This is a genomic window from Microbacterium sp. zg.Y909 (genome assembly GCF_024626565.1).
Genome location: NZ_JANJFJ010000472.1, coordinates 1 through 3,015 on the forward strand (window position 1 = coordinate 1; position 3,015 = coordinate 3,015).

Annotated in this window: 3 protein-coding genes; all 3 read right to left on the reverse strand. The window is 67.3% G+C overall.

The window, feature by feature from the left end; genetic code table 11:
* Window positions 1-771 (reverse strand): succinate dehydrogenase iron-sulfur subunit, encoded by a 771-nt coding sequence (locus tag NQ160_RS21485; protein ID WP_257517099.1) that lies wholly within the window; start codon window positions 769-771, stop codon window positions 1-3.
* A 2-nt stretch (window positions 772-773) separates the two neighbouring features.
* Window positions 774-2,579, reverse strand: a complete 1,806-nt coding sequence (sdhA, locus tag NQ160_RS21490; RefSeq protein ID WP_257517100.1) for a succinate dehydrogenase flavoprotein subunit — start codon at window positions 2,577-2,579, stop codon at window positions 774-776.
* A 41-nt stretch (window positions 2,580-2,620) separates the two neighbouring features.
* Window positions 2,621-3,015: succinate dehydrogenase hydrophobic membrane anchor subunit (locus tag NQ160_RS21495; protein ID WP_257517101.1), on the reverse strand; the 395-nt coding region annotated here is incomplete at its 5' end.

A 3,015-nucleotide genomic window follows, 5' to 3' on the forward strand; every position in this document is an offset into this window, starting at 1 on the left:
CTACTTGCGCAGGATCGCCTGCTTGACCTCGGCGATGGCCTTGGTCACCTCGATGCCGCGGGGGCACGCCTCGGTGCAGTTGAAGGTGGTGCGGCAGCGCCACACGCCCTCCTTGTCGTTGAGGATGTCCAGGCGGGCGTCGCCGGCGTCGTCGCGCGAGTCGAAGATGAACCGGTGCGCGTTGACGATGGCGGCGGGCCCGAAGTACTGCCCGTCGGTCCAGAACACCGGGCACGACGATGTGCAGGCCGCGCACAGGATGCACTTGGTCGTGTCGTCGAAGATCTCGCGGTTCGCGATCGTCTGGATGCGCTCCTTGCCCGGCTCCGGCTTGGAGGTGGAGATGAGGAAGGGCTGCACCTCGCGGTACGACGCGAAGAACGGCTCCATGTCGACGATCAGGTCCTTCTCCAGCGGCAGGCCCTTGATGGCCTCCACGTAGATGGGCTTGGAGATGTCGAGGTCCTTGATGAGCGTCTTGCAGGCCAGGCGGTTGCGCCCGTTGATGCGCATCGCGTCGGAGCCGCAGATGCCGTGCGCGCACGAGCGGCGGAAGCTCAGCGAGCCGTCGACCTCCCACTTGATCTTGTGCAGCGCATCGAGCACGCGGTCGGTGGAGTACAGCTCCACGTCGTAGTCGACCCAGCGCGGCTCGGCGTCCTTCTCGGGGTCGAACCGGCGGATGATGAAGGTGACGAGGAACGACTGGATGCCGGCGGCGCCGGGCTCCACGGCGTCGGCCGTCTCGGCGGGGGCGAGTGCGGTGGCCATGCCTAGTACTTCCTCTCCATCGGCTGGTAGCGGGTGATGACGACGGGCTTCCAGTCCAGGCGGATGTGGTCCTCGGGGTGCGACGAGTGGGGGTCGCCCGAGAGGTAGGCCATCGTGTGCTTCATGTAGTTCTCGTCGTCGCGCTTCGGGTAGTCGTCGCGCATGTGGCCGCCGCGGCTCTCCTTGCGGTTGCGGGCGGTGACGACGACGACCTCGGCGAGGTCGAGGAGGAACCCGAGCTCGACGGCCTCGAGCAGGTCGGTGTTGAACCGCTTGCCCTTGTCGTCCACGTGCACGTTGCGGTAGCGCTCGCGCAGGTCCGCGATGACGTCCATCACTTCGGAGAGGGACTCGTCGGTGCGGAAGACCTGGGCCTTGCGGTCCATCTCGTCCTGCAGGGTCTTGCGCAGCACCGCGATGCGCTCGGTGCCGGGGTTGTTGCGGAGGGTCTCGAGCATCTCGCGGACCTCCTTGGCAGGGTCCTCCGGCAGCGGCACGAAGTCCGCGGTCTGCACGTACTCCACGGCGTTGCGGCCGGCTCGCTTGCCGAAGACGTTGATGTCCAGCAGCGAGTTGGTGCCCAAGCGGTTCGAGCCGTGCACCGACACGCAGGCGCACTCGCCGGCGGCGTAGAGACCGGGGACGACGGTGGTGTTGTCGCTGAGCACCTCGGCGTTGACGTTGGTGGGGATGCCGCCCATCGCGTAGTGCGCCGTCGGCATGACCGGCACGGGCTCGACGACGGGGTCCACGCCCAGGTAGGTCCGGGCGAACTCCGTGATGTCGGGGAGCTTCGTCTCGAGCACCTCGGCGCCCAGGTGCGTGCAGTCCAGCAGCACGTAGTCGCGCTCCGGTCCGGCGCCGCGGCCCTCGGCCACCTCCTGCACCATGCACCGGCTGACGATGTCGCGTGGGGCGAGGTCCTTGATGGTCGGCGCGTAGCGCTCCATGAACCGCTCGCCCGAGGCGTTGCGCAGGATCGCACCCTCGCCGCGGGCGCCCTCGGTGAGGAGGATGCCGAGACCGGCGAGACCGGTCGGGTGGAACTGGAAGAATTCCATGTCCTCAAGCGGCAGGCCCTTGCGCCAGATGACCCCGACGCCGTCACCGGTGAGGGTGTGGGCGTTGGAGGTCGTCTTGAAGATCTTGCCGAAGCCGCCCGTGGCGAAGATCGTCGCCTTGGACTGGAAGACGTGCAGGTCGCCCGTGGCGAGATCGTAGGCGACGACGCCGGCGACCTGCATCGTGCCGTCCTCGGCCTTCACCGTGATGAGGTCGAGCACGTAGAACTCGTTGAAGAAGTTGATGCCGAGCTTGACGCAGTTCTGGAACAGCGTCTGCAGGATCATGTGGCCGGTGCGGTCGGCGGCGTAGCAGGCGCGGCGCACGGGCGTCTTGCCGTGGTCGGCCGTGTGTCCGCCGAAGCGGCGCTGGTCGATCTTGCCCTCGGGGGTGCGGTTGAACGGCAGCCCCATGTTCTCGAGGTCGATGACGGCGTCGATCGCCTCTTTGGCGAGGATCTCCGCGGCATCCTGGTCGACGAGGTAATCGCCGCCCTTGACGGTGTCGAAGGTGTGCCACTCCCAGGAGTCCTCTTCGACGTTGGCCAGGGCCGCTGCCATGCCGCCCTGCGCCGCACCGGTGTGCGAACGGGTCGGGTAGAGCTTCGAGATCACGGCGGTCTTGGCGCCGGGACCGGCCTCGATCGCCGCCCGCATGCCGGCGCCGCCGGCGCCCACGATCACGATGTCGAACTGGTGGTAGTGCACGCCGTCCTTGACGACGGCGCCTTCGCTCTGGGTGCTCACGTGTCAGATGCCTTCAATCTCTGCTGTGTCGCGCGGCGTCGCTACGCCGTGCACTTCTCGATCAGCCACTCGGTGGCGCTGTTCTCGATCCCGAGGCACGGGTCGAAGGTGAACACCACGAGCGTGCCCAGGACGATCATCAATCCGGCCGACAACCAGAGGGCCCACACCAGCACGCGGCGGGCCCTGGGGCCCGTGACGTAGTCGTTGACGATCGTGCGCATGCCGTTGGCGCCGTGGATGAAGGCGAGCCAGAGCATCAGCACGTCCCACCACTGCCAGAACGGCGAGGCGAACTTGCCGGCGACGAACGCGAAGTCGACGCCGTGGATGCCTTCGCCCAGCATGAGGTTCACGAACAGGTGGCCGAAGATCAGCACGACCAGCAGCACGCCGGAGACGCGCATGTAGATCCAGCCCCACTTCTCCAGGTTCG

What these genes read in the sequence shown, in the direction of transcription:
- NQ160_RS21485 (WP_257517099.1), bottom strand. Translation starts at nt 771, where the DNA reads ATGGCCACCGCACTCGCCCCCGCCGAGACGGCCGACGCCGTGGAGCCC.